The sequence below is a fragment of the Streptomyces aurantiogriseus genome (assembly GCF_014649375.1).
Classification (GTDB): domain Bacteria; phylum Actinomycetota; class Actinomycetes; order Streptomycetales; family Streptomycetaceae; genus Streptomyces; species Streptomyces aurantiogriseus.
Genome location: NZ_BMSX01000003.1, coordinates 355,268 through 381,808, shown reverse-complemented (window position 1 = coordinate 381,808; position 26,541 = coordinate 355,268). Strand labels below are relative to the sequence as shown.

Sequence of the window (26,541 nt, the reverse complement as noted above, 5' to 3'; positions counted from 1 at the left end):
TTCCACCAGGCGCCGCATCCCCGCCACGGCCCCACTCGGGCATCAGTACTCGTTGCGGCGCCGCAGCCTGAAGGGTCGGCCGTCCGGGTCGACGAGGAGTCGGTGCAGAGGCGCGCAGAGGGTCTTGGCCGTACGGGAGAGGGTGGGCGGGCGATAGGTGCGCAGGCGCCCGGGTGGCCTGGGGCCGTGGCGACCGTTGTCGTGCCAGGCGTCCAGTGCGGCGGCGCTCGCCGCGAAGGCGTCGAAGGCGCTCAGGGGATCGCAGAGCGTGTCAGGCGCATGCGGGGTCGCGGGTGCTTCCCTGTCCAGGTGCTCACGTGCGAGCTCCAGGCGCAGATTCCTGGCGTAGCTGCGCGCACCGTCCCCGAGACCGCCGGGGTCGCGCGGCTCGCGTGGGTCGGTGCTCTCGTCCAGGACGGCACAGCTGAGTTCGGAGTCGTGGGTCCAGGAGCGGAGGTTGATGTTGTCGGATCCGACCGAGGCCCACACGTCGTCGATCACGCACGCCTTGGCGTGCACGTACACCGGTGTCCCGGCGTGGTTCTCCAGCCCGTACACCGCGACGCGCCCACCACCGGCGCGGCGCAGCCTGTCCAGGGCCGTGATCCGGCCGATCAGGTTCATCGGCAGGGTGAGCCGGCCGTCCTGTTCGGGGACGGAGGGGATGACCGCGATCAGGCGCAGACCGGGGTGGGCGCTCAGCGCCTCGGCGAAGCATTCCACCACGTGCGGAGACCACAGGTACTGGTCCTCCAGGTAGATCAGGGCGCGGGCCCGCCGCAGCGCCTTGCGGTAGCCGCGCGCGATGCTGCGTTCGCCGTCGGGGGCGAAGTCGTAGCCGCGCAGCAGCCGGTTGGGGTAGGTGCGCAGGACCTGGACGGTGTGGGGGCCGCAGGGCGAGGGGTCGGGTGCCTGGGGCGGCAGCGGGTCCGCATGGGTGTCCTCGCCGTGAGCGAGCTCCCGCAGGCGGACGAACGGGCTGCGGGTGAGCGGCGCCGGGTCGTTCCAGCGTTCGCGGAAACCGGCCTCGATGTCTCCGACGGCCGGTCCGCGTATCGCGAGCTGGATGTCGTGCCACGGTGGGTGCCGTCCGTACGCGGCGGCGATGGGCAGTGACTGCGGGTCGCCTCGGTGTGCCGCGTCGTCGTGGCGGTTGTGGCACAGGTCGATGCCGCCGACGAACGCGATGTCGAGCTCGGGGCGGTCGGCGTACCGGAGCACGACGCATTTCTGGTGGTGCGAGCCTCCGGGGCGCACCCGCATGTCGAGCAGGCACTCGCCGCCCGCCGCTTCGATCTCCTCGCCGAGGTGGCGGTTCTCGGTCTCACTGAACTGGAAGCGGTCCAGGTGGGAGCGCCAGACCAGCCCTTTGACGACCACACCGCGCTCGGCCGCCTCGCACAGGACGGTGCCGATCTCGCTGCCGGGACCGTCGAGGCGCTCGTCGGGGTCGCCCCGCCAGTCGGTGAACAGGAGGAGGTCTCCGGCGCGCTGCGCGCGGATCGCGCCGAGGAGTTCTCGGAAGTACGTCGCGCCGTGGATGAGGGGCCGCACCAGGTTTCCGTACGACCAAGCCGCCCGGTCCGATCGGCGGCTGTCCAGACGTGTCGCGCCGTTGCCGCGTTCGCCCGAGGTCAGCAGCCAGTCGGTGAGATCCACAGTCCAGGTCCTCCAGACAACACCCCCGTGTACCCGGTTCGCGCCTTCTCATCCTGGGGCCTCGCGAGCGGAACTCGGGGGCGAGAATCGAGCGGGACTCGGGGGCGGGAATTCGGTTGCCTTCGGTGGTCCGGTGGGTGCTGGATAGCGTGTATGGCCGACATCCAGGGCTCGTACGACGATCTGTTCACCGCTGTGCCCACGGCGCTCGCCGCGTCGCTGGACGCCGGAGACGCGGGCGCCGCGGTGGCGGTCTTCGTCGGCGGTGAGCCAGTGGTGGACGTCTGGGGCGGGTTCGCCGACGCGGAGCGCACAGTGCCGTGGCAGCGGGACACGATCGTCAACGTCTGGTCCGTCACGAAGACGATGACGGCGCTGTGCGCGCTGGTTCTGGCCGACCGCGGCGAGCTCGATCCGGCCGCTCCTGTCGCCCGGTACTGGCCGGAGTTCGCGGCGGCGGGCAAGGAGGCGGTGCTGGTGCGGCACCTGCTCGCGCACACCGCGGGCCTGCCCGACTGGGACGGGCCCGTGGACGATCTCTACGACTGGCCGTCCGCCACGGCGCGGCTGGCCGGGCAGGCGCCGCAATGGGAGCCGGGCAGCGCCGCCGGGTACCACTCGCTCACCCAGGGGTTCCTCGTGGGCGAGGTCGTACGCCGGATCACCGGACGGAGCGTGGGCGAGTTCTTCGCCGCCGAGATCGCCGGACCGCTGGGCGCGGACTTCCGTATCGGGCTGCCGGGCGAGCACGACCATCGGGTGGCGCCGACGGTCCCGCCACCGGGGAGGGACGAGGACTGGACCGCGAGCGCGCCCGGAAGCAGCGCGGCCCCGGCCGCCGGGACCGGCATACGGGTCCGCGACGGCAACAGCGAGGCCTGGCGTCGGGCACAGATCCCCGCGGCGAGCGGATTCGGCAATGCCCGCTCGGTCGCCCTCGTGCAGTCGGTGATGGCCTGCGGGGGATCGGTGCGCGGGGTGCGGCTGTTGTCGCGGGCGGGCTGTGACCGGGCGTGGGAGGAACAGTTCCGCGGCGAGGACCGCGTCCTGGGCATGCCGGTCCGCTATGGCCTGGGCTACGGACTGTTCGGCAGCACCTACGGGTGGGGCGGTTGGGGCGGCTCGATGGTGATGATCGAACCCGACGCGCGCATGGCGGTGGCGTATGTGACGAATCAGATGCGCGAACCCGCGGACGACACTCGGGGACTGGAGATCGTGATGGCCGCCTACGACGGACTCAAGGGCCTGCAGGGCTGAGCCGACGTCAGAGGGGTCACCGCGCCGAAGAACGCCCGTCGGCTGATCCGCCGTGGGCGGTGACCCCGCGCCGAAGAATGCGCGGTGACCCCGCGTGGGCGCAGGACACCGCTCAAGCGGACGGCGTCCGAGACCCCGCCCTCGCCCGCGTCGCGTCGGCTCCCCAGCTCGCCAGCAGGCGCAGTGCCTCCGCCGAAGGTGACCCCGGGTCCGCGTGATAGGTCACCATCGACTGCTCGCCGTCGCCCAGCAGCCGGAACCCCTCGAAGTTCAGGGACAGCTCCCCCACCAGCGGATGCTTCAGCCGCTTCACGCCGTGGCTCTTCTCCTTGACGTCGTGGGTGGCCCACAGCCGCCGGAAGTCCTCGCTCTTGACCGACAGCTCACCGACCAGCGCGGACAGCCGGGGATCGTCCGGATAGCATCCGGCGTCCATCCGCAGCGCGCACACGATGTCGATCGCCTTCTGCTCCCAGTCCACGAACAGCTCGCGGTAGTCGGGCCGCAGGAACACCAGCCGGGCCCAGTTCCGCTCGGCGACCGGCAACTCGCCCCAGTCCCCGAAAAGGGCCGCGGCCATCCGGTTCCACGCGAGGATCTCCGCGCGCCGCCCGACGATGTACGCGGGCACCCCCTCCATCTGGTCCAGCAGCTGCCCCAGCGAGGCCCGCGCCTGCTGCGTCCGCGCCGCCGGCTTCTTCTTGTGCTTGGGCTTGGCGAGATGGGTGAGGTGGGCGTGCTCGGCGTCGGTCAGCCGCAGCGCGCGGGCGATGGAGTCCAGCACCTCCGCCGAGACGTTCCGCCCGTTGCCCTGCTCCAGGCGCGTGTAGTACGCCACCGACACGCCGGCCAGCTGCGCCAGCTCCTCGCGCCGCAGTCCCGGCACCCGGCGGTGCCGCCCGAAGTCCGGCAGCCCCACGTCCTCCGGCTTGAGCCGGGCCCGCCGGGTACGCAGGAACTCGCTGAGCTCGGCACGCCGGTCCAGGCCCGCGCCGGGCTCGGGCACGGGTTCGGGCTGTTCGTCCATGCGTCCAGTATTCACGGTCGTACGCACGCGATCCTGACCCCGCCAGTGGTAGGCACAGCGAACGTAGGCACAGGTGAGGCCTGGGTGGCAGCCGGGCGGTGCGGCAGGCTGGTCGCCGTGCCCGGTTCGAAGGCAGACCGGGCGTACGACCTGCTAGGAGATCCCTGCATGACCACTGGCACGACCACCGTTGCCGCGTACGCCGCCCCCGCCGCCAAGGCTCCGCTGGAGCGCACGACGATCGAGCGCCGCGCGGTCGGCGAGTTCGACGTCCTGATCGACATCAAGTTCGCCGGTATCTGCCACTCCGACATTCACCAGGCCCGGGAGGGCTGGGGCGAGGCGATCTTCCCGATGGTGCCCGGCCACGAGATAGCGGGCGTCGTCTCGGAGGTCGGCCCCGGTGTGACGAAGTTCGCCGTCGGCGACCGCGTGGGCGTCGGCTGCATGGTCGACTCCTGCCGTGAGTGCGACAACTGCAAGGCCGGTCTGGAGCAGTACTGCACCGGCGGCGGCATGACCGGCACGTACAACGCCCTCGACAAGAACGGCGAGCCCACCTACGGCGGCTACTCGCAGAAGATCGTCGTCGACGAGAACTACGTCGTCCGCATCCCCGACGGGTTGGCGCTGGACGTGGCCGCCCCGCTGCTCTGCGCCGGCATCACCACGTACTCCCCGCTGAAGCACTGGAACGCCGGTCCCGGCAAGAAGGTCGCGATCGTCGGCATGGGCGGCCTCGGCCACATGGGCGTGAAGATCGCCCACGCGCTCGGCGCCGAGGTGACGGTCCTGTCGCAGTCGCTGCGCAAGAAGGACGACGGCCTGAAGCTGGGCGCCGACCACTACTACGCCACCAGCGACCCGGAGACGTTCACGAAGCTGGCCGGCACCTTCGATCTGATCCTGTCGACGGTCTCCGCCCCCCTCAGCCTGGACGCCTATCTCTCCCTGCTGAAGACGGACGGCGCGTTCGTGAACGTCGGCGCGCCCGAGGAGCCCGTCGCCCTGAACCTGTTCTCGGTGATCGGCGGCCGCAAGACCCTCGCCGGCTCCGGCATCGGCGGCATCCAGGAGACCCAGGAGATGCTGGACTTCTGCGCCGAGCACGGCTTCGGCGCGGAGATCGAGCTGATCGGCGCCACCGAGATCAACGAGGCGTACGAGCGGGTGCTGGGCAGCGATGTGCGGTACCGGTTCGTGATCGACACGGCGACGATCTGAGGGCCTGCCGAAGGCCCCATGGGAACGACCTGTCGAAGGCCGTCCGGATGACCTGCTGAAGATCGTCCCAACGGCCTGCCGAGGGCCCCGGCAGCGCGCCGGGGCCCTCGGCATGCTCAGTGTGCCGCCGTACGCCGCCCCAGCAGCCACAGCAGATACGGCCCCCCGACGAGCGCGGTGAGCGCGCCGACCGGGATCTCCAACGGGGGCAGCAGCGTACGGGCGGCCAGATCGGCGGTGACCAGGACGACCGCTCCCGTCAACGCGGAGGTGAGCAGCGGCAGGTGGGGCGTACGGGTGAGGCGGCGGGCCAGCTGGGGCGAGGTGAGGGCGACGAAGCCGATCGGCCCGGCCGCTCCGGTCGCCGTCGCGGCGAGGACGACCCCGAGGACCGTCAGACCGAGCCGCACCCGGTCCACCCGTACGCCGAGCGCGGCCGCGGTGTCCGTGTCGAGCCCCAACGGCCGTACGGCCCGGCTCGCCCACACCAGCGCGGGCAGGGAGAGCATCAGGACGACCGCGAGGGGCCCGGCCTGCTCCCAGCCCCGCCCGTTGAGGCTCCCGGTCAGCCACAGCTTGATCTGCTCGGCGGCCTCCAGCTCACTGTCGGTGACGTAGAGCTGGACGACCGCGGAGAGCGCCACACCGATACCGACGCCGGTGAGCACGAACCGGTTGGGCTGCATCCCGCGCCGCCAGGCGAGCAGGTACACGAGAGCAGCGGCGCCCAGCCCGCCCGCGACGGACACGAGGGGCATCGCCCCCGGCGACCTGACCACCCCCGTGGCGAGCGCGAGCACAGTCGCCGCGGCGGCCCCGTGTCCCACCCCGATCACATCCGGACTGGCCAACGGATTCCGCGTCACGGTCTGCACCAGCGCCCCGGCCGGCCCGAGCGCGGCCCCGACGAGGGCGCCGGTGACGATCCGCGGCACCCGCAGTTCGTTGACGACCAGGTCGTACGGCCCGGCCTCCCCGCGCAAGGTCCGCCACACCTCACCCGGCGGGACGAAGGTCTGCCCGACGCAGGCGGCGGTGAGCATGGTCGCGGCGAGAAGGACGAGAAGGGCAACGGCGACCAGGGCGGAACGGCGGTGGAGGAGGAGGGAGATGTCCGGACGAGGGCGGAGGACGGTGACGCCTTCGGGACGCGCAACCATGGCCGCTGCCGGGGGGGTGGGGGGCGCAGCCCGGCGCTCGCGGGGTGCCGCCCTCGTGCGGGACGGGTGCCGCCCCGGCGGCACGACGCCTGGCTGCGGCTGGTGACTGCCTCAACTCGCCGCACTTCAATGTGCGCACGACACACTGCGATTCCCCAGTTAGGCAAGCCTCACCTTAACTGGTGCCGGAGTATCTTGGTGACGAGGAGGGTTCCGCGATGACCGTCCAGTTGAACCACACCATCGTCGCCGCACACGACAAGCGTGCCTCGGCGCGCTTCCTCGCCGATGTCCTCGGGCTGGAGGTGAGCCCGCCGTACGGTCCCTTCATCCCGGTCGAGGTCCCGAACGGGGTGACCCTCGACTTCATGGAAACGGCGGGGGAGATCACCCCGCAGCACTACGCGTTCCTGGTGTCCGAGGACGACTTCGACACGATCTTCCACCGCATCCGCGCGGCAGGTCTCACCTACTGGGCCGATCCGTTCCACCACCACCCCGGCGAGATCAACCACAACGACGGCGGCCGCGGCGCGTACTTCGACGACCCGAACGGCCACCGCCTGGAGATCCTCACGCGGCCCTACGGCAGCGGAGACGACAACGGCTGAGGGCGCCGCTCACCCGCCGGTGAGGGACGCGCGCCGGCCTCAGACGGCGGAGAAGGACTCGCCCGGCCCGTAGGACCGCACGAGGGCCCCGCCACCCGGCGCGGGACGCACGGAGTGGGCGCGTCCCCGCCCGGCGACATGGGCACGTCCCTCACCCGTGACCCGCACGACGGTGTTCTCGTCGACGGCGACCCCGTGCGCGAGCCGCCCGTCCGCCACCACGGCGACCAGCCGCGGCAGCGTCCCCCACTGCGCCCCGTGCACATCCACCCCGAACGGCACCAGCCCGAGCCCCGCCCGCACCTCGACCTCCTCCAGATCCTCCGCGGTGTCCGGCGGACACACCGCGACCCCGTCCGACAGCCACCCCCCGACCACCGAGTCCCGAGCCGCGACGGCGGCGCCGGCGGAGAAACCGGCGTACGGCACACCCCGCTCGGCGAGCAGCCCGGCCAGCGGCTCCCGGCACCCCGCGAACGCCTCCTGATAGGCCGGCGTCAGCCCACCGCACACGAACAGCCCGTCCACGTCCTCGGTGAGGGCCCCGAGTTCGAACGGCTCCCCGATCGGCAGCAACAACGGCACCGGCGTACAGTCACCGGCCTTCCGCAACAGCGCGTCGTACTGCGCGAACTGCTTGGCACCGTTGCCCTCGTCGACGAGGACGCAGAGGATGCGGGGCACGGCCGCGGAAGCGGCCCGCAGGAACGGCCCGAAGACGGCCTCGGCGGCCGCCTCGTCCCACCCGCCGCCGATCAGGAACACATCACTGCCGCGGTTGTCGTTGTCGTGGCTGGGCACGCGGGCTTCCCCCCTGGTCGGTCAGACTGTTCGAGTCAGTAACTCATGAGCGGGTCGCTTTCGCCGGGGCTTTTTCGCGTGCCCGACCAACCTGCCGGGCTGGGCGCGCGGCGTCCGCTGCCGCCCAGCCCGGTCGTTTCAGTTGACGCAGCCGGGGACGGCTCCGGAGGGCCTGCAGTTGTTGGGGCTGTTGCCGTTGACGGGGCTGGTCACCAGATCGACCGTGCCGCCGGTGTCCTCGTAGATGCCGCCGGCTTCGAGCACGGCGCTGTTGCCCCTCACAGAGGTGTGCGTAAGGGTCGCCGTGCCCGTGCCGTTGTAGAGCCCCCCGCCCCGGGAGCCTGCAGCGGTGACCTTGTTGTTCGCGAGGCTGGTGGAGTTGAGGTTGAGTGTGGCGTAGTTGCGGATCCCGCCGCCTTCGTCGGCCGCGGTGTTCCCGCTGATGGCGCTGGAGTTGACGGTCGTGGAGCCGGTGAGGTTGAAGAGGCCGCCGCCGATACCGGCGGTGTTCGTCTGCACGCTGCTGCTGCTGATCGTCGCGGTGCCGGTGTTGTAGACACCGCCGCCCGCGCCCCCCGTGACCGGGGCGGAGTTGTTCCGCACGACGCTGGACTGCAGGATCAGGGTGCCGAGATTGTGAATGCCGCTGCCGTGGTGGGCCTTGTTGTCCGACACGACACTGGAGCCGACCGTGAGGCTGCCGCCGAGGTTGTAGAGGCCGCCGCCACCGAAGAGGGCGACGTTGTCCTTGATGATGCTGCTGGAGATCGTGGTGCTGCTGCCGGTGAGGGAGGCGACGGCGCCGCCCTCCTGAGCGGTGTTGCCGCTCAGGACGCTGCTGTTGACGACCAGGACACGGCCGGCGTCGACCAGGATGGCGCCGCCGTCCTCGCTGCCGTCGACGGTGGGGTTGCCGTTGCGCAGGGTGACCCTGTTGAGGGTGAGCTCGCCGTCCGTGCCGCCGACCTCGAAGAGGCGGAACTTCGGGGTGCCGGTCGCGGTGGCGCGTTCGATGACGGAGTTGGAGCCGTTGATGGTGATGGCCTCGGTGATCACCGGTAGCCCGTTCGGTCCGTTGGCACCGACGGGTGGCTCGGCCGTATCGAGGGAGTAGACACAGTCCGGGGCCAGCTCGATGGTGCCGCCACCCGCCAGATTGGCCGCTTCGACGGCATCCACGAGGGCTGCCTCGTCACAGGTGATCGGTGCGGCGTGGGCGGGGGCGGGGATCGTGGCGAGCCCGAGGGCCAGTCCGGCGGCCGCGAGCGCGCCGCCCGCCGTGGGTGCGAATCGCACGACAGACTCCTTGTGCTGTGGGGGAAGCCCGGTTGGATCCCCGCTGCGATCAGGATCTCCAGTGCGCGGAATCCCGCCCTCCGGGAGCAGCCAGGGGGGTGAACGCCGGTCTCTTCGGCGCAACGTCAGAAGACTTCAGCGACGCGACGTCAGAAGACCTCAGCGAGGCGGCCGGTGGCCGCGGACGCCTCCACGTCGCGGGCCCGCGGTGTCACCCCCCGAAGACGAGTCGCGGGCCCGCGGTGTCACCCCCGAAGACGCGCCGCGGGCCCGCGATGTCACCCCGGAGGCGCTGCGTCCGGGACAGCTGAGGTTCCGGCGGAGCCCCGCCTCATCCCAGAGTTCCTCCGTCCCTCTTTACGGAGTGAGTACTCACTCCGTATCGTGGCCGTATGCCAGACCCCACGCCCCAGCCGTCGGCGACCCCCCGCCGCCGCGCCCCCGGCATGACCCCCGACCAGCGCCGAGCGATGATCGTCGCCGCCGCCCTTCCCCTCGTCGCCGAGTACGGGGCCGCCGTCACGACCGGGCGGATCGCGCGGGCCGCCGGGATCGGGGAGGCGACCGTCTTCCGGGTGTTCGCGGACAAGGACGAGCTTCTCGACGCGTGTGTGGAGGAGGCGGTGAGCCCGGAGGCCGTCCTGCGTGAACTCGCCTCGATCTCCACCGAGTTGCCCCTCGCGGAGCGGCTCGCCGAGGTCGCCGAGGCGATGCGGGCTCATCTGGACCGGATCGGCGCGGTGGTCGGCTCACTGCACGCCTCGGGGCGCCGGCGCGGGCGTGAGGCGGGTGGGCAGCCGGCGCCGGACTCCCGGGAGACCTCCGTCCGGGCGCTGACGGAGGCCGTGACCGAGCTGCTCGAACCCGACCGGGACGTCCTGCGGCTGCCTCTGGACAAGGTGGCCGCGATCTTCCTCGCCACGCTCCTCGCCCAGTTGCAGGGCGGCGCCCTCGGCGCGTCCGCCCCGACCCCGGCCGAACTCACCGACGTCTTCCTGCACGGCGTACTCGACAGGAACGAGGACACATGACCGTCACGCTCAACCACACGATCGTCCCGGCCGCCGATCACACGGCGGCCGCCCGTTTCTTCGCCACCGTCATGGGGCTGGAACAGCTGCCGCCGGACGGTGCCGGCGGGCACTTCGCGCCCGTGCGGGTCAACGACCAGCTGACGCTGGACTTCATGGCGGTGGACCCGGCGACGACCGAGGGGCATCACCTGGCCTTCGACGTCGACCCGGAGACCTTCGATGCCATCCTGGGCCGGCTGAACGACCTCGACGTCCCCTACGGCGACGACCCGAGCCGGCCCGACAACCGCCGCACCGAGCACCCGCTCTGCGCCCGCGGACTGTACTTCACCGACGCGTCGGGCAACCTGTACGAGGTCATGTCCCCCCGGTGACGCGCCGGTGAGTGAGCCTCGCCGTCATCCCTGGTCGCGCCGTCATCCCTGGTCGCGCCGTCATCGCTTGTCGCGCCGTCATCCCTGGTCGCGCCCTCATCGCCGGCCGCGCCCTCACCCCTGGTACGGCGGCGCCATCCCCCATCCCCACTTCGGCACCGGCTGTTCCGCCGGCGGCTTCGCGTCCGGGCCCGAGAAGTACACGGCGAGGCGGGTGCCCCACTCGACGTACGCGAGGAAGGCCGAGCGGAACTCCGCGTCCGTGGGGAGGCCGGCCTCGTCCGCCGCGTCCTGGATGAGGTTGACCCAGCGGCGGCGCTGGGGCTCGGTGATACCGCGGCCGAAGTGCTTGGCGACCATGTGGCTGTGGCCGCCCTGGGTCGCGGAGTAGGCCTCGGGGCCGCCGAAGACCTCCGCGAGCCAGAGGGCGACATGCGCGGCGTGCTCGGGGGCGAGGCCCGCGAAGACCGGGGCCAGGAGGTCGTCGTCCAGCACCTTGGCGTAGAAGGCCTCCGTCAGGCGGGAGAAGGCCTCGGCGCCGCCCGCCCACTCGTACAGGGTGGGCACGGCGGAGCCCCGGCCGTGCACCGACGTGGTCTTGTAGTGGCGCATCTCCTCGATGTCACCGACGTAGGGGCGGATCTCGGCGAGGAAGGCCGGGAACAGATCGGAGGTGCGGAAGCCCTGGAGGTGGTCCTCCGTCGACGTCCAGGTGATGCGCAGGATGAAGTGCGCGAAGTCCTCCTCGCAGCGGGCGAGTTCGTAGTCGACGCAGTGGGGTGAGGCCGCCAGGTGGGGTGCGGCGCGGGTGTAGGCGGCGAGGAGCTCCGCGGAGCGCTCTTCGGGGATGCGATAGCGGATGTACTCGATGACTGTGCTGGCTGTCGTGGCTGTCTCGGCGGTCATGGGATCACGCAAGCACGAACAGGCGGCGGAGGCTGCCCCTCCGGCACGGCGTTCGCTCAGCGCTCAGCGAGAGACCTTTTGGACCTGTGCAAGCCGCTCGCTTTGGCCCTGTCGGGCGGGCCATGGCCCGGGCAGGGTGAGGGCAGGCACGTACGTCGGGCTTCCCGGAGGTTCCCTTGAGCATCGCGTTCCTGTTGACCGCCCTGGTCGTGGCGGTCACTCCCGGCACCGGGGTGGTGTACACCCTCGCCGCCGGGCTGTCCCACGGCCGCCGGGCGAGCGTGGTCGCCGCCTTCGGCTGCACCCTCGGCATCGTGCCGCACCTGGCGGCGACGATCACCGGCCTCGCCGCGCTGCTGCACACCAGCGCGATCGCCTACGAGACGGTGAAGTACCTCGGGGTCGGCTATCTGCTGTACATGGCCTGGGCCGTGCTGCGCGACAAGGAGGCGCTGGCCGTCGACGGGGCCGAGGAGCGGTCCGCGGCCCGGGTGATCGGCTCCGCGGTGCTGGTCAACCTGCTCAATCCGAAGCTCACGGTCTTCTTCGTCGCCTTCCTGCCGCAGTTCGTCCCGGCCGGGGAGTCCGGCTCCGTCGGCGCGATGCTGCGGCTCGGGGCCGTCTTCATGGCGCTCACCTTCGTCGTGTTCGCCGCCTACGGGTGGTGCGCCGCCGCCGTGCGCGACCGGTTGCTGGCCCGGCCTCAGGTGATGACCGGGATCCGCCGGGTGTTCGCCATCTGCTTCGTGGGCCTGAGCGCACGGCTGGCGGTGGCGTGAGCATGCGGTTCCGGCACGCGGACGCCATCCGTTCCGAACATCCCGGCCTCACCGCCGGCACCGTGTACGCCACCGGAGTCGACGCCACCGCCGATGCCGGCCCGCGCGTCGCCGAGTACACCGCCCGCGCCCTGGAGCGGCTGGCGGGTGGCAGCGAGAGCGGGTTCCCCGAAGTGCTGGCCTGGCGGCGGGCGTTCGCCCGGATGGGGCTCCGGCCGACGCAGTACCGGTGTGCCTCGGAGTCGCTGCTGCGGCGGCTGCGCAAGGAGGGGAGCCTGCCGCGCATCCATCCGGTGGTCGACCTGTGCAACGCGATCTCGGCCGCGTACGCCGTCCCGGTGGCGGCCCTCGACGCCGACCGCATCGCCGGTCCGCTGCTGGAGGTGCGCCACGCCCGCGGCGACGAGGAGTACACGGCCTTCGGCGGAGGCGTCGAGCATCCCGCGCCCGGCGAGGTGATCTTCGCCGACTCGGCCGGACGCTCCCATGCCCGCCGCTGGACCAACCGGCAGAGCGGCCACTCCGCGGTCGGCGCGGACACCCGCCGGATCCTCGTGGTGGCGGAGGCCCTGCACGACGGCGGTGAGCAGGCGGTACCGGAGCTGTTGAAGACCGTCGCCGAGGAGCTGGCCGCGCACTGGCCGGCCCAGCCCGTGACCGCCGTCCTCTCCCCCGCCACGCCGGAGTTCGTCTACCCGGACGGCGGACAGGGGCCCGGGTGACCCGTGACAGCATGGGCGGGGTGACCGAGAGGGAACAGGCGGCGGATGCCGGATCCCCGGCCCACGGCTCGGACTTCCTGCAGCTCGACGCCGATGAAGCGCCGCCCGGCGGCAAGGCGGACTGGCTGGTCCGGCAGCTGCGGCGGGCGATGGCCGACGGCCGGCTGACGGTGGGCAGCAGGCTGCCGCCGACCCGGGTGCTCGCCGCCGAACTGCGCGTCTCCCGCGGGGTGGTCGCCGAGGCGTACCGGCGGCTGACCGAGGACGGCCATGTCGAGGGGCGCCGGCGTGGCGGAACGGTCGTGGTCGCGGTCTCCTCCGCCGCGCCGCGGGTGACGGCCACCAGGGGCCCTGCCGTGACGGGCGCGCTGTTCCTCGGCCGGCCGGGAGCCGACGTCTTCGACGCGCTGCGCGCCGCCCCCGCCCGCATCGACTTCACGCCCGGCCGGCCCGACCTCACCGCGTTCCCCCGCTCGGCCTGGCTGCGCGCGGAACGGGCCGTGCTCTCCGGGCTGTCCGCCGAGCACCTCGGCTACGGCGACCCGCACGGCGCCCCGGAGCTGCGCCGCGCCCTCGCCGGCTGGCTGGCGCGCGGCCGGGGCATCCGGGTGGAGCCGGACGAGATCCTCGTCGTCGCCGGCACCGCACAGGCCCTCACGCTGCTGCACCCCGTCCTGCGGTCCGACGGTATCGGCGCCGTCGCCGTCGAGGAACCCGGCTCGCTCGGCACCCGCCAGCACCTGGAGAACGGCGGCCTCGCCACCCCGCCGGTGCCGGTCGACGAGGACGGCGTACGCGTCGACGCGCTGCGCGCCACCGGCGCCCGCGCGGTGCTGCTCACGCCCGCCCACCAGTTCCCCACCGGCGTGGTGACCAGCGGCGAGCGCCGCCGGGAGCTGCTGCGCTGGGCGGCGGACGGCGGCCTGATCATCGAGGACGACTACGACGCCGAACACCGCTACGACCGGCCGCCGGTGCCCGCGCTGCGCGCCCTCCTCGACGACCGGGTCTGCTACCTGGGCAGCGTGTCCAAACTGCTCGCGCCCGCGCTGCGGATCGGCTGGGTGGTACCGCCGCGCCGCCACCGGGACGCGCTGGTCGACGCGAAACGCTTCACCGACCTCGGCAACGCGGTGCTGCCGCAACTCGTCCTCGCCCGGCTGATGGAGTCCGGCGGCCTGGAGCGGCATCTGCGGATGCTGCGCGGCCGTCACCGGCGCCGCCGTGACGCGATGATCCACGCCCTCGCCGGCCATCTGCCGGGCGCGGTGGTGCACGGCGCGGCGGCCGGCCTGCATCTCACGGTCACCTACGCGCCGGACGTGCCGGACACCGAACTGGCCGCCGCCGCGCTCGCCCGGGGCGTGAAGTGCCAGCCCCTGTCCTGGCACCGGCAACTCCCCGGCCGCCCCGGCCTCGTCCTCGGCTACGCGGCCACCCCGGCCGGCGTCATCCCCGAAGGGGTGGCCGCACTCGGCGAGGCACTGCGCGCACTGACCTGACACACACCGAGCCGACCCGCGCCGCCCCGACCGCCGCGCCGGCCCGACCGGCGCAACCCCGACCGCCGCGTCGACCCGACCGGCGCAACCCCACTGCCACGCCGCCCCGACCCACACGGCCCCGCCACCGCGCCAACCCGACCCGACCCACACGGCCCCACCGCCACGCCGACCCGACCCACACGGCCCCGACACATACCGGCCGGACACACGCCGGCCCGGCCGCGGCCTCACCGAGGCCGGGGCCGGGCCGGTTGACTCGCCGACGGCCGCTCACGGGCCGTGGACGCGGCCTGCGTGCCGTGTCGCGTCCTACTTGCCGAAGTACGCGTCGTAGATCGACACCGTCCCCTTGTTCCCGTTCTTGGCGACGACCTCGGCTCGGAAGGAGATGCTCTGCCCATGTGCCGGGTTCCTGACCAGGATTCGGCCCTTCACGACCGGCGTGGCTTTCCACGTCCTGCCCTGGTCGTAGGAGACCCAGACCGCCAGCGAGCGGAGCTGGTTGCCGCGGGCCGGGCCCTCGACGGTGACCGGGACGGTCACCGGGCGCAGGACGGGCGCCCGGCTGTCGGCGGCCGTGGCCGCGCCGAAGCGGACCGTGGAGGCGGGCAGCTGGGCCACGGTGTCGCGGGGCGGGCGCTGGGAGCGGAAGGTCCAGCTCGCGTCGATCCGCGAGGACACGGCCGCCACGTCGGAGGCGCGCCGGACCGACGTCGTCAGCCGGTACTCGGCGTCACCGGCCGGCACCTTGAACGCCTTCTCGCCGAACAGCGGGTCCTCGATGGTGCCTACCTTGGTGCCGTTGCGGTACAGGGTCGTGGCCACCGAGGTGAAGTCGGACGAGCCCGCGTGACCGGCCGAGTCGGCGAACAGGGGCAGATAGCCGTAGATGCTGTTGCCCTCGCGGAACAGACCGAACTCGCTGCTCACCCGCGGTCCGAAGACCGCCCTGTTGAAGGTGTTCCGGTACGTCTTGCCGCCCTGGTAGGCGCGCGGTTCGCCGAGCGTGTAGTACGCGTCGGGGATCGGGCGGCCCTCCGGGTCCTTGGCGTTGCCGTACTGCTCGAAGTCGAGCGTCCAGCGGGCCGCGTCGGACGTGGAGAGGTACAGCGTGCGGGTGCGCGGCAGCTTCTGCACGACCGGCATGCCCAGGACGCTGTCCTCGGGGAGCTCGCCCCAGACGGTCAGGGCGCCGGTCTTGCCCGGCACCGACGCGCCGAGGCTGTTCGTCACCGTCGCCAGCTCGGCCTTCTTGAAGTGGCGGACCTTCGCGCCCTGGACCGCCCGGACCGACGCCGCCGTCGCCACGTCGTACTCGGCGTCCGCGCCCTTGGCCCACTGGCCGCTCCAGGACTGCGTCAGACCGCTCACCTGCGGGCCCAGGTGGGCCATGCGCAGGCCGGCGAAGGAGTCGAGGCTCAGGCCGACGCCGACGCCCGCGGTGTCGTAGACGTAGCTGATCGTCGCGGACAGGGGCTTGGCCCCGGCGTCCGGGACCCTGATGTCCGCCGCCCTCGTCCTGCGGGCGTCGATCGTCACCGTCATGTTCTTCGTGACGCTCAGCTGCGGCTGGACCAGCCAGTCGACGCCGCCCTTGAAGTCGACGAGGTCCGCCGCGATCCAGGCGTCCAGCAGGTACGTGCCCTTCGGCAGGCGCAGGGTCGTCGTGCCGGACGCGGCGACCGGGGCCTGGTAGCCACGGTCGGTGGCCAGACCGGTGTAGCCGAGCAGCGCGGTGTCGTAGCCGCCGGCCGGCTTGCCGTCCCGCCCGATGTGCTTGAGCGTGACGTCGTACGACTGCACCTCGCGCTGGACGGCCGCGGCCGTACGGACGCTCTGGCCACCCCCGGTCGCCGTCACGTACGCCGCGTACCCGCCGTCGAGGGTGCCGCCGAGCCTGGTGTCGACGGTGACGCCGACGGACGCCCTGCCCCCGGCCGGGACGGTCACCTTCGTCGCGCCGAGCTTGAAGAAGCCGGCCGGGGCCGCCTGCCCCTTGGGGTTGGTGGCGGTCACGGAGAGCGTCAGCGTGACGTCCTGCGTGCCGAGGTTGCGGTAGGTCAGCGGCTTGGTGTCCGGCTTGTCGTCGGTGTGCGGCCACTGCTGCACCCCGAAGCCCAGCGACACCGGCTCCGCGATCACGGTCTGCCGGACGGCCTTGTCCACCTGGATCCGGCCCGCACCCTGCTGGAACGGCGTGTACGCGCCGCCCTGGGCGGAGGCGGTCAGCGCGCCCTTGAGTTCGGCGGACGTCCACCGGGGGTGCTGCTGCTTCAACAGCGCCGCCGCGCCCGCGACATGCGGGGTCGCCATCGACGTACCGGAGAGGGTGACGTAGCCCGCGGGTTTCTCGCCCTCCTCCTTCGCGATGACGCTGCCCGCGGCGGAGGCGGCCGTGATGTCGACGCCGGGTGCGGTGACGTCCGGCTTGATCGCGCCGTCACCGACGCGCGGGCCTGTGCTGGACCAGGGGGCGAGCTTGTCCTTGCCGTCGACGGCGCCGACGGTGAGGGCCGCGTCGGCGCTGCCGGGCGAACCAACTGTCTGCGGGCCGGCGTTGCCCGCGGCGATGGCGAACAGGATGCCCTTCTCGGCGGACAGCTTGTTCACCTCCGCCTCCATCGGGTCGAGCTGCGGGGTGTCCGGTCCGCCGAGGCTGAGGTTGACGATGTCGGCGCCCTGCTCGGCCGCCCAGTCCATGCCGGCGATGATCGAGGAGTCGTCGCCGAAGCCGCTGTCGTCGAGGACCTTGGCGTTGAGGAGCTTGGCGCCGGGCGCGACGCCCTTGTACTTCCCCCCGGACTTGACGCCCGAACCGGCGGCGACGGACGCCACGTGCGTGCCGTGGCCGAAGCGGTCGTCGGTGCCGGTGGCCGTGGAGAAGTTCCTGGCGGCGATCACCTGGTCCTTGAGGTCCGGGTGGGTCGCGTCGATGCCGGTGTCCAGGACGGCGATCTTCACGCCGGTGCCGTCGTAGCCGGACGCCCATGCCCGGGGGGCGCCGATCTGCGCGACGGAGGTGTCCAGGCTGGCCCGGCGGACGCCGTCGAGCCAGATGTGCGCGATACCGGCGGCCGTCTCGTCGCCGTCGGTGACCGCGTCCCACAGCTCGGGGGTGTCCTGCTGCGGCGTCTGCACCGCGTCCGCGTTCAGCGACTTCAGCGTCCGGCGCAGGGTGCCCGCGTCCCGGACGTCGGCCCTGGCGGCGGTGGCGGCGCCCCGATAGCCGACGATGACCTTCAGGCCGTCCTTCTGCGCCTTGCGGGTCGCGGACGTGTTCAGCTCGGTGATGTCGAAGAGGCGCCGGTCGAGCTTGCCGGCGGCAATCAGCCCGGCCGCGTCGGCCGGCACGACCAGCGTGTGCCCGTCCACCTTGCGGATCTGCACGGGTATGTGCCCGCGCCCCTCGGCCCGCTCCAGAGCGACGACCCGTCCCCCGGCGTCGACGGCGACCCGGTCACCGGTGATCAGCGTGATCCGGTGCGGCGCCTTCAACGAGGTCTGCGCCGGGACGCCACCGGCCCCGGGCTTCGCGACCGCATCGGCCGCCGCCGGGCCGGTCGAGCCCGCGGCGAGCGCGACGGCGGCCACCGTGGCCACCGCTGCCGCGCATGCCCTTTTCATTTGTGAACGCACGTTCCCCCCTTGCGGAACCCCCGGGCGGCGGTCCGTACGCACGCACGCGCAAACCCCCCGGAACAGGCAGTATGCCGGGGGGTGCGGGGCGGCTCAATACGTCACGAGTACGTCAGGAGACGACGTTCTCCTTCACCGTGATCTTGCCCTTGCGAATCGTCGCCAGCCGCGGGGCCTTCTTCGCGATCGAGGAGTCGTGGGTGACCATGATGAAGGTCAGCCCGTGCTCCTTCCACAGCGTCTCGAGCACGTCCATGATCTCGTCGCGCATGGACTCGTCGAGGTTGCCGGTGGGCTCGTCGGCGAGCAGCACCTTCGGCCGCTTCACCAGCGCGCGGGCGATGGCCACGCGCTGCTGCTGGCCTCCGGACATCTCACTGGGCAGATGCCCGAGCCGCTCGCCGAGACCTACGGACGTCAGCGCCTCGGCGGCCCGTTCGCGCCGCTCCTTCGCCTTCACACCGAGGGGGACGAGAGCGGTCTCCACGTTCTCCTGCGCGGTGAGCGTCGGGATGAGGTTGAAGGCCTGGAAGACGAAGCCGATGTTCTCACTGCGCACCTGCGTCAACTTGGCCTCGGACAGCCTGGCCAGATCGACGCCGTCGAGAACGACCTCACCTTCGGAGGGCCGGTCGAGCCCGCCGAGCATCTGCAGCAGGGTGGACTTGCCGCCGCCGGTGGGGCCCTGAATGACGAGCCGGTCCCCGTCCGGGATGGTCAGATCGACGCCGTCGAGGGCATGGACGGTCTCCTTGCCGCGGGTGTAGCGCCTGGTGACGTTTCTGAGTTCGTACATGGGTCAACTCCTGGGTGGGGTGAGGGATTCGGGGTGTCGGCGTCGGTCACTCGACGCGCCTCAGCGCGTCCGCCGGCCGCAGTCGGGAAGCCCGCCAGCCACCGAACGCCCCCGCGATCAACCCACCTGCCACGGCGAGGCCGACGGCCATCGCCACGGTCGTCACCGTCACGGGAGCGGTCAGCGCGACGTCCAGCGTCTTCGCGGCCGCCTGCCGCCCGGGCCCGCCGAAGCCCCCGCCGCCGGGGCCACCCTGGCCGCCACCACCACCGCCGCCCAGCTGCGCCTGCAGCGTGGGGCTGATCGCCGTCACGACATACGCCCCCGCCAGACCGAACGCGATGCCCAGCGCTCCACCCAGCAGCCCGTTGACCATGGCCTCACCGACCACCTGGCGGGTGACCCGCCCGGACTTCCACCCGAGCGCCTTCAACGTGCCGAACTCCCGCACCCGCCGCGACACCGCGGAGGAGGTGAGCAGCCCGGCGACGAGGAACGCGGCGATCAGCACCGCGATGGACAGCCACTTGCCGACACTGGTGGCGAGCGAGGACGCCGTCGACAGGGAACCGGACACCGTGTCCGCGAGGTCGGCCGACGTCGTCACCGTCGTCCCCGAGACGTTCTTCTGGATCGCCGACTTGACGCTGTCGATCTTCTGGGAGTCGGTCGCCTGGACGTAGATCGTGGTGACCTTGTCCTTGGAGTCGCTGAGCGTCTGCGCCTGCGTCAGCGGGATGTACACGTTGGCGGCGGAGTCACCGCTGTCGGCGGTGGCGATGCCGATCACGCTGAACTTGACGCTCTTGATGGTGACGGTGGAGCCGACCTTGAGCTTCTTCTCCTTGGCGTACGCCGAGTCGACCACGGCGACCTTGGCGTCGGTCTCCGTGGACTTGAACGTACGACCGCTGGTGATCTTGGAGGAGGTCAGCGGACCGAGCGCGGGCTCGGTGACGTCGGTGCCGTAGACGGAGTAGTTGTTGACGTCGAAGTTCGCGCCGCCGCCCTGCACTTCACCCTGCGGCTGGCCGCTCCCGCCACCGGCGCCGCCCGGACCGCCCTGCTGGCCGCCGTTGCCGTTCTGCTGGACCTGGCCGCGGGTGAACTGCCCGCTGACCTTGACGACCTGGAGGCTCAGCCCGCCGACCGCGTCCGCGACCCCGCTCTGCTTGCCGACCTTGGTGACGGTCGAGGCCGACAGGGTCTGGAAGCCCTGGACCATCACGCGGTCGCTGCTCTGCTCCTCGTCGGAGTCGTTCTCCTGCGCGTCGAACTGGAAGCGCGGCCGCTCGGAGGGGTTCGCGGTGGGCGAGGCGGCCTTGGTGACCGTCATGTCCGTACCCAGTCCGTACAGGGACTGCAGGACCTTGTCCTGGGCCTTCCCCATGCCGGAGGACACGGAGGTGACCACGATGACCAGCGCGATGCCCAGCGCGAGGCCGGAGGCGACGACGAGGGCCGCCTTTCTGCGGCGGCGCAGTTCGCGCCTCAGGTAGGTGAAGAACATGCGCCGCAAGCTAGGTACGGAGCGTGATGAAGGGATAAGGCGCCGATAAGAGATCGATGAGAAGGCTGTGCCCGGCCCGGAAAACACCGATGCCGCCCCTGGGGGCGGCATCGGAAAGCTGTGACCGGGCTGTCAGGAGGGCCGTCAGACGGCCGAACCCGCCTTCCACTGCGCCCAGTCCATGTTCCAGCCGTTGAGGCCGTTGTCCGGCGAGACCGTCTTGTCACCGGTGTTCTGGACGACCACCACGTCACCGACGATCGAGTTGTCGTAGAACCAGGCACCCGGCGTGTTCGGGTCGTTGGCGCCCTTGGTGTCGGACAGGCCGACGCAGCCGTGGCTGGTGTTCACCGAGCCGAAGATGGACTTCGCGCCCCAGTAGTTGCCGTGCACGAAGGTGCCGGAGGTGGTCAGGCGCATGGCGTGCGGCACGTCCTTGATGTCGTACTCGCCCTTGCCGTCGTCGTCGGTGAAGCCGACCGTCGCGCCGTTCATCCGGGTCTCCTTGAACTTCTCGGAGATCACCATCTGGCCCTCGTACGTCTTGTTGTCGGGCGAGCCGGCGGAGATCGGGATCGTCCGGATGGTCTTGCCGTCCTGCGTGACCTTCATCTGCTTGGTCTTCGCGTCGACGGTCGTGACCTGGTTACGGCCGATCTTGAAGGTGACCGTCTTCTGCTGGACGCCGAAGACGCCTTCGGCGCCCTCGACGCCGTCGAGCGCGAGCTTCAGCGTGACGGTGGAGTTCTCCTGCCAGTAGTCCTCGGGGCGGCAGTCCATGCGCTGGGTGTTGAACCAGTGGCAGACGACCTCCTGCCCGCTGCTGGAGGTGACCGTGATGCCCTTCTGGACGGCGGCCTTGTTGGTGATCTCCTTGTTGAAGTTGATCGACACCGGCATGCCCACGCCGACGGTGGAGCCGTCCTCGGGCGTGAAGTTGCCTATGAAGCTGTTGTCCGGGGAGACCGTGGTGAAGGACGCGTTCTCGTGGGCCTCGAGCCCCTTGGAGTCCTTCGCGGTCGCCGCGAGCTTGTAGGTGGTGGAGCGCTCGAGCTGGACGCTGGGCTTCCAGCTGGTCTTGTCGGCGGAGAGCTCGCCCTCGACGGCGGTGCCGTCGGCGGTGGTCATCGTCACCTGGGTGAGCGTGCCCTTGCTCACCGTGACGGCCGCCGAGTTGTTGATGGAGGCGTTGTCCGAACCGTCCGCGGGCGTGATCTTGATCTGAGCCTCGGAGGCCTTCTGGGCCGCCGCCTCGTCGGCCTTGGCCTGCGAGGAGCTGCCGCCTCCGCCGTCGGAGGCACTGCTGCCGCCGGAACACGCAGAGAGCAACAGAACACTGCCGAGCAGTGCGGACGCGGCCCTCAGACCCTTGCGCCGCCTACTGTTCGTCATCACACGCTTCTCCATCGTTGCCGATTCCCGAAACCCCGAGAGTCCCCGTCAAAGAACATCAACGCTACGACCGGTTCGTCCCGTTCCACATCTTCCCAATGTGTGGGCCACGCCACGTCCGCAGGCGGTGGATACCGCCGGAGGCAGAAGGGTCCACCGGGACCCGTGGCGCGGGTGTCGGTCAGTGCGCCCCTTGAGACGACGAAACCCCGGGCCGCGGTTGCCGCCCGGGGTCACGAATTCCCCAAGACGCTCAGCGGATGCCGCCCGTGCGGCCGCCCTCTTCGCCGTCCGCCTCGTCGTCCTCGTCCCCATCATCCTCGTCGAAGTCCCAGTCGGGCGAGTCCGGGTCGTAGTCGATCGGCTCACTCGACCAGGAGGCCTGCTGGAGTTCGACGCCCGGGACCTCGCTGACCAGGTCGAACGGGTCGACGAGATGGGCGAGGGCCTCGGCGGTGTCTTCCGTCACAGCGCTCTCGGCGTGCGCCCGCTCGCTCTCCGGCGTCCCGGGGTCCGCCGCGATCCGCCGCAGGGCGGCCTGGGTCACGGCGTCCTCGTTCTCGATCTCCAGGACGAGCTCGACACGAAGCCGGACATATCGGGATGTCTCTTCAGTGCTCATGCCCGGAGAGTACGGCTCTCGGCTCCCGCAACTTTCCCGCGACCCGCGCCTTTCATTAGCATCGGCCCACACGGCCAATTCGCCAGCGCCACAAGGGGATCGATATTCCGTGTCATCCGCTCGCCGTCCGTTGCTGACCGCCACCGCCGCGGGGACCCTGCTGGGCGCCCTGTGGTTCGTACCGAACGCCAACGCGTCGCAGGACGCCCCGGCGAGAGCGGACGCGACGCCGCAGGCCACGACTCAGGCGCGGGCCGCGAACACGAGCACCGAGGACAGCCCGGCCGGCGCCGACGGCGTCCGCCTCGCCGACACCGGAAGCTTCGACACCACCCCGTACGTGATCGGCGGAACCACGCTGCTCGCCCTGGGTGCGGGGTTCGTGGTGTATTCCGTTCGCCGGGAACGCCTCGGTATGTGAATTGATTTGACGCTTACTTGACCCACCCTTCATAGTCCGCCCATGAAGAGATCTTGGGGGGCGCGGCTGTGCGCCGTGACCGTGGTGAGCACTCTCTCGCTCGCCCTCATCACCGGTTGTTCGAGCGACGGGTCGAAGAAGGACAAGGGGTCCAAGGGTTCCGGTTCGGGGGCCGGTTCCTCCGCGTCGTCGTCGGCACCGGCCGCCGCCGCGCTGACCTCGGCCGAGCTGGAGAAGCTGCTGCTCGCGCAGGGCGAGGTCAAGGGCTACAAGGTCACTTCGGGCGACGACACGCTCCCGAAGTCCAAGACCGAGGTGAAGACCGACAAGGCGGCGTGCGACCCGCTGGCCTGGGCCACGGCCGCTCTCGCCCCGGGCGACACGGACGCGAACGCCAGCAACTCCGTCGCGGAGGACAAGGCGTCGACCGCCACCACCTCCCCGGAGGACCTCGCGGACGCCTTCAACATCGACATGACGTTCGTGGGCCTCTCCTCGTACGCGGGCGACGGTGCCGAGAAGGCCATGAAGGCCGTGTCCGACGGTGTGACGGCCTGTGCCGGCGGGTACGGCCTGGCCGCCGCGGGCGAGAACTCCAAGGTCACCAAGGTCACCTCGGAGAAGGGCACCGGGGGCGGTGACGAGGCGATCGCGTTCGCCGAGGACGTCGACATGGACGGCGAGGGCACGGCCACCTTCCACACCGAGGTGATCCGCAAGGGCAACACCATCGCCACGTTCTACACGGTGAACTTCGCCGCGCTCGCCTCCGGCGACGCGACCGAGATCCCTGCTGCCGTGGTCCAGGCGCAGGTCGCCAAGCTCAAGTAGCCCTCGCTCGAGCACCCCAGTCACTGCCTCGGGGCCCTGCCGTACGACCGCGTACGGCAGGGCCCCGACCGGTCTTCTACCGCAGCGGCCCGGTGACCGTCTCCACGGCCGCGACGAGCCGCCCGTCCCGCACGAACGCGTCCGCCGCCGCGAGGTCGGGCGCCAGGAACCGGTCGGGGCCGGGCCCCTGAACTCCCGCTTCCCGTACGGCGTCGATGACCGCCCGGGTCGCCGGCGCCGGCGTCAGTCCCTCGCGCAGCTCCACGGCGCGCGTGGCGGCGTACAGCTCGACGGCGAGCACCCGCGTGAGGTTGTCGACGGCCGTGCGCAGCTTGCGCGCCGCCGACCAGCCCATCGACACGTGGTCCTCCTGCATCGCGGAGGACGGAATCGAGTCCGCGGAGGCCGGTACGGCCAGCCGCTTCAGCTCGCTCACCAGCGCGGCCTGGGTGTACTGGGCGATCATCAGCCCGGAGTCGACGCCGGCGTCGTCCGCAAGGAACGGCGGCAGACCGTGGCTGCGGTTCTTGTCCAGCAGCCGGTCGGTACGGCGCTCGGCGATGGAGGCGAGGTCGGCGGCGGCGATGGCGAGGAAGTCGAGGACGTACGCCACGGGCGCGCCGTGGAAGTTCCCGTTGGACTCCACGCGCCCGTCGGGCAGGACGACGGGGTTGTCGACGGCCGAGGCGAGCTCCCGCTCGGCCACCAGCCGGGCGTGCGCCATGGTGTCGCGTCCGGCGCCGGCGACCTGCGGGGCGCAGCGCACCGAGTAGGCGTCCTGGACGCGGGGCGCGTCGTCCTGGTGGTGCCCGGTCAGCCCCGAACCCTTCAGCACCGACAGCATGTTGGCGGCGGAGGCGCCCTGCCCCGGATGCGGGCGGATGGCGTGCAGCTCGGGCGCCAGGACCTTGTCGGTGCCGAGGAGCGCTTCGAGGCTGAGGGCCGCCGTGACGTCGGCGGACTTGTACAGCGTCTCCAGGTCGTCCAGGGCCATGATCAGCATGCCGAGCATGCCGTCGGTGCCGTTGAGGAGGGCGAGCCCCTCCTTCTCGCGCAGTGCGACGGGTGCGATGCCGTGGGCGACGAGCAGCTCACCGGCGGGCCGTACGACGCCGTCCGGGCCCTCTGCCTCGCCCTCCCCCATGAGCGTGAGGGCGCAGTGGGACAGCGGGGCCAGATCGCCGGAGCAGCCGAGGGAGCCGTACTCGTGGACGACCGGTGTGATGCCGGCGTTCAGCAGGTCGGCCATGGTCTGCGCGACCTCGGGCCGCACGCCGGTGTGTCCGGAGCAGACGGTCTTGAGCCGCAGGAACACGAGCGCCCGTACGACCTCCCGCTCGACGCGCGGCCCCATGCCGGCGGCGTGCGAGCGGACGATGTTGCGCTGGAGCTGAGCGCGCAGTTCCTGGCTGATGTGCCGGGTGGCGAGGGCTCCGAAACCGGTGGAGACGCCGTAGACGGGGTCGGGCTTGGCGGCCAGCGCGTCGACGATCTCGCGGGCCGCGGCGAGGGCCGCCACCGCCTCCTCGGAAAGCTCGACCCGGGCGCCGCCGCGCGCCACGGCGAGCACGTCGGACGCGGTCACCCCGGACGTCCCCACCACCACAGTGTGCATATCCATATTCAGGAGCGTACGCAGTGAAGACGAGGATGTCACCAGTGGGGGCGGGGTTCGCCCCTTACCGACAGGTCACCGTCTCAGCGCCGCCCACGGAAGCGCCGACGCTCGGCCGACGGCCCCTGGGGCGGCTCGTCGGCGAGGCGCACGACGGGATCGTCGGGCCCCTGCCGCCCCGCGACGACCGGCCGAGCGGCCTGCAGCGCCTTGGCGCGGTACTGGGCGGCGTCGGCGAGACGGAAGAGCCTGCGGGCGGAACGCACCGGCCCGATGGGGTCCCCGGTGGAGGCGACCCCGCAGGCCACACCCTCGCCGAGCTCCAACTCGCCGGCCCGGCGGCAGAGTTCGCCGGCGACCTTGACGACGTCGTCGGCGGGCGGCCCCACGGCGAGCAGGCAGAACTCGTCCCCGCCGAGCCGCGCGGCCAGCGCCCCCGGCAACATGGCTCCGCACAGCGACAGCACGGACCCGAACCGCTCCAGCAGCCGGTCCCCGACGGCATGCCCCTGGGTGTCGTTCACCCGCTTGAGCCCGTTGAGGTCACACACCACCAGGCTCACGACATCCCCCCGCGTCCGATGCCGCTCGACCGCCTCCTCCAGCCGTACGTCGACGGCGCGGCGGTTGGCCAGACCCGTGAGGGCGTCGGTGAAGGCGAGCCGGCGGGCCTCCTCGAGCCGCTCGGTCTGCGCGATCCCGGCGGCGACGACGGCGGCGAGGACGGTGGCGAAGTCGGCGTCGCCGCGGTCGAAGACCGGAGTGCCGGAGGAGCGGGCCACGTACAGCTCGCCCCAGGCGCGGCCGTGCAGCACGATCGGCGCGACGACACAGGAGCCGCGCCCGCGCCGGCGCAGGGCGGCGACCCGCTGGTGGCAGTAGCCGGGCCGCCCGGCGGCGGGTCCCTCCGCCGTCTCCACCCAGGCGTTGGGCTCACCGCCGGTCACCCAGCGTTCGTGCAGGAACTCGGTGATCTCCGGGAACTGGTGCACCGGATAGGCCTCGCCGTCCGGGAACTCGTCCTCGTCCGGCGCCCGGTCCCCCACGTTCACCAGGACCCGCAGCCGCCCGAGTTCCCGCTCCCACACCGAGAGCGCGGCGAAGGCGCCGGCCAGCGCCCGGCACGCCCCGAGCGCCGCCGCGCGCCACGACTCACGGGGCGTGTGCGCGGCCGCCATCCCCTGCGCCAGCGCCACCACGGCCGCGAGGCGTCTGTCCTCACCCATCTCACCAGGCTAGGGATATTTACTTACAAACGAGACACCGGGGTGGCAGCGGGAGTGTCGACACGGCATTTCCTGCCCAGGGGGCTCTCTTCCCCGGCCACTCCGGGCGCGAGGGCTCACCCCTCGGCCACTCA

23 protein-coding genes are annotated in these 26,541 nt (G+C 71.8%); 10 read left to right on the top strand and 13 right to left on the bottom strand.

All coding sequences use genetic code 11. From position 1 onward, the window contains the following. Window positions 1-42 precede the first annotated feature (42 nt). A complete protein-coding gene (locus IE263_RS08300) occupies window positions 43-1,659 on the bottom strand; it encodes a phospholipase D family protein (RefSeq protein WP_189933848.1) in 1,617 nt (538 codons plus the stop codon). A gap of 153 nt (window positions 1,660-1,812) precedes the next feature. Between IE263_RS08300 and IE263_RS08295 the strand changes: the two genes are divergently transcribed. After that, window positions 1,813-2,919, top strand: a complete 1,107-nt coding sequence (locus IE263_RS08295; protein ID WP_189933846.1) for a serine hydrolase domain-containing protein — start codon at window positions 1,813-1,815, stop codon at window positions 2,917-2,919. A 112-nt stretch (window positions 2,920-3,031) separates the two neighbouring features. Here IE263_RS08295 and IE263_RS08290 read toward each other — a convergent pair whose 3' ends face one another. Next, window positions 3,032-3,946 (bottom strand): helix-turn-helix domain-containing protein, encoded by a 915-nt coding sequence (locus IE263_RS08290; protein WP_189933843.1) that lies wholly within the window; start codon window positions 3,944-3,946, stop codon window positions 3,032-3,034. A 168-nt stretch (window positions 3,947-4,114) separates the two neighbouring features. Between IE263_RS08290 and IE263_RS08285 the strand changes: the two genes are divergently transcribed. Then, window positions 4,115-5,170 carry an NAD(P)-dependent alcohol dehydrogenase gene (locus IE263_RS08285; protein WP_189933841.1) on the top strand — a complete coding sequence of 352 codons (1,056 nt, stop codon included), beginning with the start codon at window positions 4,115-4,117 and terminating at the stop codon, window positions 5,168-5,170. A gap of 116 nt (window positions 5,171-5,286) precedes the next feature. Here IE263_RS08285 and IE263_RS08280 read toward each other — a convergent pair whose 3' ends face one another. Continuing rightward, window positions 5,287-6,330 (bottom strand): FecCD family ABC transporter permease, encoded by a 1,044-nt coding sequence (locus tag IE263_RS08280; protein WP_189933839.1) that lies wholly within the window; start codon window positions 6,328-6,330, stop codon window positions 5,287-5,289. Between the two features lie 218 nt (window positions 6,331-6,548). Between IE263_RS08280 and IE263_RS08275 the strand changes: the two genes are divergently transcribed. After that, on the top strand, window positions 6,549-6,941 hold the full coding sequence (locus IE263_RS08275) for a VOC family protein (protein WP_189933837.1): 393 nt from the start codon (window positions 6,549-6,551) through the stop codon (window positions 6,939-6,941). Between the two features lie 39 nt (window positions 6,942-6,980). Here IE263_RS08275 and IE263_RS08270 read toward each other — a convergent pair whose 3' ends face one another. Then, window positions 6,981-7,742, bottom strand: coding sequence for a cyanophycinase (locus IE263_RS08270; RefSeq protein ID WP_229910852.1), 762 nt, complete (start codon window positions 7,740-7,742; stop codon window positions 6,981-6,983). Window positions 7,743-7,880: 138 nt separating this feature from the next. Further along, on the bottom strand, window positions 7,881-9,038 hold the full coding sequence (locus IE263_RS08265) for a hypothetical protein (RefSeq protein WP_189933835.1): 1,158 nt from the start codon (window positions 9,036-9,038) through the stop codon (window positions 7,881-7,883). A gap of 392 nt (window positions 9,039-9,430) precedes the next feature. Here IE263_RS08265 and IE263_RS08260 point away from each other — a divergent pair, with 392 nt between their 5' ends. After that, the gene (locus IE263_RS08260; protein WP_229910851.1) at window positions 9,431-10,069 is read left to right on the top strand and encodes a TetR/AcrR family transcriptional regulator; all 639 of its coding nucleotides are present in this window, start codon (window positions 9,431-9,433) and stop codon (window positions 10,067-10,069) included. Beyond that, window positions 10,066-10,446 carry a VOC family protein gene (locus IE263_RS08255; RefSeq protein WP_189933833.1) on the top strand — a complete coding sequence of 127 codons (381 nt, stop codon included), beginning with the start codon at window positions 10,066-10,068 and terminating at the stop codon, window positions 10,444-10,446. Before IE263_RS08260 ends, IE263_RS08255 begins: the two co-directional genes overlap by 4 nt. Before the next feature lie 114 nt (window positions 10,447-10,560). On the opposite strand, the gene IE263_RS08250 is transcribed toward IE263_RS08255, so the two are convergent. Beyond that, window positions 10,561-11,352 carry a group II truncated hemoglobin gene (locus IE263_RS08250; protein ID WP_189933831.1) on the bottom strand — a complete coding sequence of 264 codons (792 nt, stop codon included), beginning with the start codon at window positions 11,350-11,352 and terminating at the stop codon, window positions 10,561-10,563. Window positions 11,353-11,528: 176 nt separating this feature from the next. On the opposite strand from IE263_RS08250, the gene IE263_RS08245 reads away from it, so the two are divergent. From IE263_RS08245 to pdxR, 3 genes are read left to right on the top strand one after another with little or no spacing between them, the layout of a single operon-like run. Then, window positions 11,529-12,131, top strand: a complete 603-nt coding sequence (locus IE263_RS08245) for a LysE family translocator (protein ID WP_189933829.1) — start codon at window positions 11,529-11,531, stop codon at window positions 12,129-12,131. Between the two features lie 2 nt (window positions 12,132-12,133). Next, entirely contained in the window at window positions 12,134-12,853 is a 720-nt protein-coding gene (locus IE263_RS08240) for a B3/B4 domain-containing protein (RefSeq protein ID WP_189933827.1), read from the top strand. Window positions 12,854-12,864: 11 nt separating this feature from the next. Continuing rightward, complete coding sequence (gene pdxR / locus IE263_RS08235; protein WP_189934325.1) at window positions 12,865-14,355, top strand: MocR-like pyridoxine biosynthesis transcription factor PdxR; 1,491 nt, start codon at window positions 12,865-12,867, stop codon at window positions 14,353-14,355. Between the two features lie 312 nt (window positions 14,356-14,667). Here pdxR and IE263_RS08230 read toward each other — a convergent pair whose 3' ends face one another. The 5 genes from IE263_RS08230 to IE263_RS08210 form a co-directional block, all read right to left on the bottom strand. Continuing rightward, window positions 14,668-17,982 (bottom strand): S8 family peptidase, encoded by a 3,315-nt coding sequence (locus tag IE263_RS08230; RefSeq protein ID WP_189933825.1) that lies wholly within the window; start codon window positions 17,980-17,982, stop codon window positions 14,668-14,670. Window positions 17,983-18,106: 124 nt separating this feature from the next. Beyond that, window positions 18,107-18,790, bottom strand: coding sequence for an ABC transporter ATP-binding protein (locus IE263_RS08225; protein ID WP_189933823.1), 684 nt, complete (start codon window positions 18,788-18,790; stop codon window positions 18,107-18,109). A 46-nt stretch (window positions 18,791-18,836) separates the two neighbouring features. Continuing rightward, on the bottom strand, window positions 18,837-20,300 hold the full coding sequence (locus IE263_RS08220) for an ABC transporter permease (RefSeq protein WP_189933821.1): 1,464 nt from the start codon (window positions 20,298-20,300) through the stop codon (window positions 18,837-18,839). Window positions 20,301-20,444: 144 nt separating this feature from the next. Further along, entirely contained in the window at window positions 20,445-21,707 is a 1,263-nt protein-coding gene (locus IE263_RS08215) for a L,D-transpeptidase (RefSeq protein ID WP_189933819.1), read from the bottom strand. Window positions 21,708-21,945: 238 nt separating this feature from the next. Beyond that, entirely contained in the window at window positions 21,946-22,314 is a 369-nt protein-coding gene (locus IE263_RS08210; protein WP_229910850.1) for a hypothetical protein, read from the bottom strand. A gap of 109 nt (window positions 22,315-22,423) precedes the next feature. Here IE263_RS08210 and IE263_RS08205 point away from each other — a divergent pair, with 109 nt between their 5' ends. Further along, window positions 22,424-22,735: an LPXTG cell wall anchor domain-containing protein gene (locus IE263_RS08205; protein WP_189933815.1), complete on the top strand. Its 312-nt coding sequence runs from the start codon at window positions 22,424-22,426 to the stop codon at window positions 22,733-22,735. A gap of 42 nt (window positions 22,736-22,777) precedes the next feature. Next, complete coding sequence (locus IE263_RS08200; RefSeq protein WP_189933813.1) at window positions 22,778-23,566, top strand: hypothetical protein; 789 nt, start codon at window positions 22,778-22,780, stop codon at window positions 23,564-23,566. Window positions 23,567-23,642: 76 nt separating this feature from the next. Here the strand turns inward: IE263_RS08200 and hutH are convergent, their stop codons facing one another. Together hutH and IE263_RS08190 are read right to left on the bottom strand one after the other, a co-directional pair. Beyond that, entirely contained in the window at window positions 23,643-25,181 is a 1,539-nt protein-coding gene (gene hutH / locus IE263_RS08195; protein ID WP_189934323.1) for a histidine ammonia-lyase, read from the bottom strand. 83 nt (window positions 25,182-25,264) lie between these two features. Beyond that, entirely contained in the window at window positions 25,265-26,407 is a 1,143-nt protein-coding gene (locus IE263_RS08190) for a GGDEF domain-containing protein (RefSeq protein WP_189933811.1), read from the bottom strand. Between the last annotated feature and the right edge of the window lie 134 nt (window positions 26,408-26,541).

Excerpts from the sequence above, each read along its gene's own strand:
- IE263_RS08210 (WP_229910850.1), bottom strand. The coding sequence starts at position 22,314 with ATGAGCACTGAAGAGACATCCCGATATGTCCGGCTTCGTGTCGAGCTC.
- IE263_RS08275 (WP_189933837.1), top strand. The coding sequence starts at position 6,549 with ATGACCGTCCAGTTGAACCACACCATCGTCGCCGCACACGACAAGCGT.
- IE263_RS08230 (WP_189933825.1), bottom strand. The coding sequence starts at position 17,982 with ATGAAAAGGGCATGCGCGGCAGCGGTGGCCACGGTGGCCGCCGTCGCG.
- IE263_RS08285 (WP_189933841.1), top strand. The coding sequence starts at position 4,115 with ATGACCACTGGCACGACCACCGTTGCCGCGTACGCCGCCCCCGCCGCC.
- pdxR (WP_189934325.1), top strand. The coding sequence starts at position 12,865 with ATGGGCGGGGTGACCGAGAGGGAACAGGCGGCGGATGCCGGATCCCCG.
- IE263_RS08260 (WP_229910851.1), top strand. The coding sequence starts at position 9,431 with ATGCCAGACCCCACGCCCCAGCCGTCGGCGACCCCCCGCCGCCGCGCC.
- IE263_RS08190 (WP_189933811.1), bottom strand. The coding sequence starts at position 26,407 with ATGGGTGAGGACAGACGCCTCGCGGCCGTGGTGGCGCTGGCGCAGGGG.
- IE263_RS08250 (WP_189933831.1), bottom strand. The coding sequence starts at position 11,352 with ATGACCGCCGAGACAGCCACGACAGCCAGCACAGTCATCGAGTACATC.
- IE263_RS08200 (WP_189933813.1), top strand. The coding sequence starts at position 22,778 with ATGAAGAGATCTTGGGGGGCGCGGCTGTGCGCCGTGACCGTGGTGAGC.
- IE263_RS08295 (WP_189933846.1), top strand. The coding sequence starts at position 1,813 with ATGGCCGACATCCAGGGCTCGTACGACGATCTGTTCACCGCTGTGCCC.
- hutH (WP_189934323.1), bottom strand. The coding sequence starts at position 25,181 with ATGCACACTGTGGTGGTGGGGACGTCCGGGGTGACCGCGTCCGACGTG.
- IE263_RS08280 (WP_189933839.1), bottom strand. The coding sequence starts at position 6,330 with ATGGTTGCGCGTCCCGAAGGCGTCACCGTCCTCCGCCCTCGTCCGGAC.
- IE263_RS08220 (WP_189933821.1), bottom strand. The coding sequence starts at position 20,300 with ATGTTCTTCACCTACCTGAGGCGCGAACTGCGCCGCCGCAGAAAGGCG.
- IE263_RS08225 (WP_189933823.1), bottom strand. The coding sequence starts at position 18,790 with ATGTACGAACTCAGAAACGTCACCAGGCGCTACACCCGCGGCAAGGAG.
- IE263_RS08255 (WP_189933833.1), top strand. The coding sequence starts at position 10,066 with ATGACCGTCACGCTCAACCACACGATCGTCCCGGCCGCCGATCACACG.
- IE263_RS08240 (WP_189933827.1), top strand. The coding sequence starts at position 12,134 with ATGCGGTTCCGGCACGCGGACGCCATCCGTTCCGAACATCCCGGCCTC.
- IE263_RS08215 (WP_189933819.1), bottom strand. The coding sequence starts at position 21,707 with ATGGAGAAGCGTGTGATGACGAACAGTAGGCGGCGCAAGGGTCTGAGG.
- IE263_RS08290 (WP_189933843.1), bottom strand. The coding sequence starts at position 3,946 with ATGGACGAACAGCCCGAACCCGTGCCCGAGCCCGGCGCGGGCCTGGAC.